The sequence below is a fragment of the Puniceicoccales bacterium genome (assembly GCA_031255005.1).
Taxonomy (GTDB): Bacteria; Verrucomicrobiota; Verrucomicrobiia; order Opitutales; family LL51; genus JAIRTH01.
In genome coordinates, this window is sequence record JAIRTH010000028.1 from 1 (window position 1) to 5,061 (window position 5,061).

General features: G+C 37.3%; 6 protein-coding genes and 1 tRNA gene. 3 read left to right on the plus strand and 4 right to left on the minus strand.

The features are described 5' to 3' along the window. Window positions 1–222, minus strand: a 222-nt coding sequence (locus tag LBH49_03195) for a hypothetical protein (GenBank protein MDR0351628.1), incomplete at its 3' end; no start/stop codon positions are given. Between the two features lie 59 nt (window positions 223–281). Between LBH49_03195 and LBH49_03200 the strand changes: the two genes are divergently transcribed. The 3 genes from LBH49_03200 (at window position 282) to LBH49_03210 (ending at window position 2,146) form a co-directional block, all read left to right on the plus strand. After that, window positions 282–1,418 carry a hypothetical protein gene (locus LBH49_03200; protein MDR0351629.1) on the plus strand — a complete coding sequence of 379 codons (1,137 nt, stop codon included), beginning with the start codon at window positions 282–284 and terminating at the stop codon, window positions 1,416–1,418. A 116-nt stretch (window positions 1,419–1,534) separates the two neighbouring features. Beyond that, window positions 1,535–1,900, plus strand: coding sequence for a hypothetical protein (locus tag LBH49_03205; GenBank protein MDR0351630.1), 366 nt, complete (start codon window positions 1,535–1,537; stop codon window positions 1,898–1,900). Between the two features lie 171 nt (window positions 1,901–2,071). Continuing rightward, a tRNA-Asn gene (locus LBH49_03210) sits at window positions 2,072–2,146 on the plus strand. Between the two features lie 16 nt (window positions 2,147–2,162). Here LBH49_03210 and LBH49_03215 read toward each other — a convergent pair. The 3 genes from LBH49_03215 to LBH49_03225 form a co-directional block, all read right to left on the minus strand. Next, on the minus strand, window positions 2,163–3,077 hold the full coding sequence (locus LBH49_03215; GenBank protein ID MDR0351631.1) for an SPFH domain-containing protein: 915 nt from the start codon (window positions 3,075–3,077) through the stop codon (window positions 2,163–2,165). A 44-nt stretch (window positions 3,078–3,121) separates the two neighbouring features. Then, window positions 3,122–3,814: a 2-C-methyl-D-erythritol 4-phosphate cytidylyltransferase gene (locus LBH49_03220; GenBank protein MDR0351632.1), complete on the minus strand. Its 693-nt coding sequence runs from the start codon at window positions 3,812–3,814 to the stop codon at window positions 3,122–3,124. Further along, the coding region (locus tag LBH49_03225) for a CTP synthase (protein MDR0351633.1) at window positions 3,811–5,061 on the minus strand (1,251 nt) is incomplete at its 5' end. The genes LBH49_03220 and LBH49_03225, both read right to left, overlap by 4 nt.

Below are 5,061 nucleotides of genomic sequence, written 5' to 3' on the forward strand. Positions count from 1 at the left end.
CACAGCAATCACAACAACCATCGCAATATTCCCAATATTCCCAATACATACCACAGCAATCACAACAACCATCGCAATATTTCCAATACGCATCGCAGCAATTACCACAATACTACCCATACCTCCAATCTCAGCAAGCATTAGAAAATCTTTCGCAGCAATATTACACATACTACCAGCAGCAATTACAGCAATACTACCAGCAGCAATCTCAACAAGCATTGAGAAATTCTACACAGAGATCGATTCCTTCATATAGAGTTAACCACTTGAGTGATGCAGTGGATGTTGCTGAAAATGCCACGAGAGCTTTTATATTATTTTCAGATACCTTTGGGACCTATAGAAATTATCCAAGGATGGAAAATATTATAAAGAAAATATCAAATAAAGTTAAAGATACTAATGTTATTTTCAATGGCAACTTCTTAGCCTGGTTTAATGATGATATTGAAGTTTCTGATAAAGCTAAATGTAATGGGATATTTATTGTTTCAAATCAAAATCATATAGAAGCCAAACCCGAAGCTTTTCTAAAAACTTTTGGTAAATTTTGCGATAATGATTATTATAGGATGATTATTAATTTTGGGACCCATGAGTTATTTTCTGGCAGGGACTCATGGCTAAATTTTCTTGATACATTTAATAATTATGTAGCAACGCAAAATGAGAAAAAAGTATTCCTATTGAATAGTAATTTGATTCATGGATTTTTGAATAAAGATACATCCACAAAGGGTGTAGATCCTTATGTCATAATTGGCAATGCTGGATATGTGGGTTGGACCACATTGGATATTTTTAGCGATTATGTAAATGAAATTGAGAATGTATATCTTAATAATCATTTCCATACAACTAGTTATTATAAAGAAGAATGGTTTACGGAAGGATTAAAACAAGATGGCATTAATTTATTGAATTGGATATGCGACTATCGGAATAATGAGGTGAAAGACAACGGTGCTATATTTGAAAATAACACGATTTTTAAAGAATTCACTGAGAATGTGAAAAAATGCATTGATGCCCTCGCTACAAATAACCACGAAGGTCAATTGTATTTGAATGTTGTTGCCAATGCAAGATGGAGAGAAGTAGGTCTGATACTTAAAATGGTATTGGAAAAATTAGCACCTGAATATGGCTATGATGAAATATTTCGCCGCCTTGTAATAAATGTGAGTACCAGTGGTGGTCGTAATGATGTGGTCGATGGTGAACATGATAAGCGTCTTCATTCATGGCCTACTTATAACTTATTTATTGGCAATTCGGAAGGATTCATGGATTATCCGGTTATCAATTTGTTAAGACCTGGGCCTTTGGGTGAACATTCAATAGTCCATTTTTCAAAAACTGAAAGCTCAACAGATGGAAGACGTAAGTATATTGATTCATTTTTTGTATTATAGTATCAGAAGTTATTCAAGCTGATATATTTATGCTATTTTCTGTATTATTATTTTTGTAATATACACTTTACATTTTTTTTATTTTGTGAAAGATACAGGCCATGGAGACATGTTTTATGAAAGGAATGAAAAAGATAGAGCTGTTTGTTTTATTTTTTTCTTTAGGAGTTTTCTGTATTCCTAGTCAAACTATAGCTGAAAAGGATCACAGAGGTAGAAGTTTTGGAGGTGGTCGTCATGGCGTACATGGTGCACATAACACTGGCCATGCCACAGATATCAAATCTTCCGAAAATTTAGGGCGACATAAGGGATGGCGAAAAATGATTCGTCGCCGTGCAAAAGCGTGGAAGGAAGCGAAAGAAAATGATTCTATATCCACAGAAAAAGATGAAAAGAATAAGAAAGAAAAAAATAGAGGCAAAAATAAAAGAAGTAAAAATAGTAAAAATAGAAAAAATAGTAAAAATAGAAAAAAGTAATAAAGCGAATAGCTGGTTAAATTCATAGTTCTGCAGATTGTATTGTGTGCGATCTGCAGAATTTTTTTGCTAATAGACTTGTAATCATATAATTATAAATAAATGTGTGGAAATTCCTAGGAAAACGTTGACAAAACTTCGCGCAGCCGTTTATTACGAAAATCACGTTATTGCCCGGTAGCTCAGCGGTAGAGCAGGTGACTGTTAATCACTTGGTCGCAGGTTCGAATCCTGCCCGGGCAGCCAATAAAAAATTGGTTTGTCATTTGTCCTCTAAGCTCTTTCCCACAAGGATGGATTCTCTTATCTGATCTGCCAATGACGATAGATTTCCTGGGGAATTAGGAACAAATATCACGTTTGATTTGGAGTTTCCGGCTATTTCTTTCAGCGTGTCTATATATTGGATTAGTAGGACCATTTCCATCACATTCTTCTGGCTTAATCCAGGTACTTGTTTTATAAACTCTTCAACGGAATTTTTCAAGCCTGATACTATAGCATGTCTTTGCCCAGCAAGACCTTTGCCATGCAATATGGATGATTCAGCCTCGGCTTCGGCATGCTTCACCTTCAATATTTTTTCAGCTTCACCTTTTTCCGAAGCAGCCACTCTGGTCCGTTGGGCGGCATTTATTTCGTTCATCGCTGCTTTAACATTCGGTGCTGGAGCTATGTCCGTTACCAATGCCTTTACTATTTCATAGCCAAATTCGGCCATCATTTCCGAGAGTTCAATCTTTACTGCATCGGCTATGTCATCTTTTTTTGCAAATACATCGTCCAGTGATATTTTCGGAACTTGTGCTCTAACCACATCAAATACAAAGGCTTCTATCTGATGTTTTGGACTTTGTAGCATATAAAATGCTTCATAGATTTTCCCAGATAGAACGCGATATTGGACCGAAACAAGTATATTTATGAAAACATTATCCTGGGTTTTTGTCTCCACATTCACATCTAACTGAGTGATTCGCATGGATAGCCTGGTACGAATGGTATCAATTATTGGTATCTTAATTTGTAGGCCAGGGTAGGCTATTCGAATGAATTTCCCAAATCTTTCGACTATGGCACAGGTTTGTTGGTCCACTGTAAACAATGTGGACGATAAAACCATGAATATTACCATTCCTACGATGGCAATGACCATAAAAATCGCAAACGCATCCATTTACCTACTCTAGGTGTATGGGCGATAAAATCAATTAAAAATTATCAATGAGCCTTGGGCAGCAATGCGTTAACAATACTAAGGTCTCTGGGAAAAGTTATTTTTATATTACATGTAGCATTTTCAATGAATTGAATTTGGGCTTTGTCGTCAATGGCTGAGCTGTCATCGCCTAGGGGGAGATTCTGATCCATGGCATTTTTATAGCCATCATAGATCAGTGGAAAATTAAAAGCCTGAGGTGTTTCTATGGCATACAACATGTTTCGATCGAGGTATTTAATTTGGTTTTCTTCCATTGAAACCACCGTGTCTACGATTCTGTGGCAGAGCACAGCGGCTTGATGATTTTTTATTTTTTCATTCAATTCTATGATATTTTTTTCTGTGACCAACGGTCTGGCTCCGTCGTGGATGAACAAATTTTTTATTTCAGGGAAATTTTTTTTCAAAAACAATATACCATTCCAAACCGAGGATTTTCTATCATTGCCACCCTTTTCAAAAAAAACCGAATCTGTTTTCTCCAAAAATTTATTGATAAAATTTTTTTGAATTTCATCGCGGTGGATTACCAGGATGATGTCCATTAGTTTTGTGTCGTAAATGGTTTTAAATGAATAATATATAGTTGGATAGCCATTCAACATAGAGACACATTTATCGCCTCCAAATCTTGTACCAGTGCCGCCGGCAAGTATTATAGCTGCAGAAAATCTTTTGACTTTTGGGCTCATCTATTATCAAGCACTGCCTTTAGAAAAGAAGTGAACAATGGGTGAGGTTTATTTGGTTTTGATTGAAATTCTGGATGAAATTGGCAGGTAATATACCATGGATGATCTTTCAATTCCAATATTTCCACCAGATCTAGTTCTATATTTTTTCCGGCAACAATCATTCTATGTTCTTCAAACAACGGCAAATAGTCATTATTTATTTCATATCTATGCCTATGGCGCTCAGATATATACTGGGTATTGTAGGCCTGGAAGGTCCTCGATCCTTCATGAAGCAATTTGCAGTTGAATGAACCGAGTCGCATGGTGCCGCCTTTATCCGATATGGCTTTCTGAGCTTTCATCATATGTACCACTGGATTGGATGTTTTCGGGACCATTTCGGTGCTATTGGCATCGGATAGGCCGATCACATTTCGAGCGAATTCAATGGCTGCAATTTGCATACCGAGGCAAATGCCGAAAAATGGTACTTTGTTTTCTCTGGCATAACTGGTTGCAGCAATCTTACCACCTATTCCTCGGGCACCAAAGCCACCGGGTATCAATAGGCCATCCATGGATTTAATCAATTCATCACAACCTTTTTTTTCAATTTCTTCGGCATCAATGTTTATTATTTCGACGTTGCTGTCATTGGCTATTCCGCCATGAACCAAGGCTTCGTGTATGGACTTGTAGGCATCTTGAATGTCCGTGTATTTGCCAATTACTCCTATTTTGCAGAAATTTTTTGGAGATTTCAGCCGACGAACGATGTTCTCCCAAGCACTTATATCACAGGTTGAACTGTTAAGTTTGAGCTTTTCAATTACGATTTCGTCGAAATTTTCCCTGTGTAAAGCCGAAGGTAATTCATATATGGAGCAAGTCAGATCGAGTTCTTCCACCACACAGGGTAACGGGACATTACAAAAGAGACTAATTTTTTGCCGCATGTCATCGTTTATTGGTATTTCTGAGCGACAAACTATTATGTCCGGCTGGATACCTATTTCCCTTAATTTGGCCACGCTCTGTTGGGTTGGCTTTGTTTTGAGTTCCCCTGCAGCACGGAGATATGGTATTAATGTCACATGGATGAAGAGCACATTTTCATGGCCGAGTTCCAGAGCCAATTGCCGAAGAGCTTCCAGGAATGGAAGACCTTCTATATCACCAGTGGTGCCACCGATTTCAGTTATCACCACATCGGCATCTTCACCAGCGCTGTAAATCCTTTCCTTTATTTCATTGGTGACGTG

Coding starts and splice junctions, on each gene's coding strand:
- LBH49_03215 (MDR0351631.1), bottom strand. CDS start 3,077: ATGGATGCGTTTGCGATTTTTATGGTCATTGCCATCGTAGGAATGGTA.
- LBH49_03220 (MDR0351632.1), bottom strand. CDS start 3,814: ATGAGCCCAAAAGTCAAAAGATTTTCTGCAGCTATAATACTTGCCGGC.
- LBH49_03205 (MDR0351630.1), top strand. CDS start 1,535: ATGAAAGGAATGAAAAAGATAGAGCTGTTTGTTTTATTTTTTTCTTTA.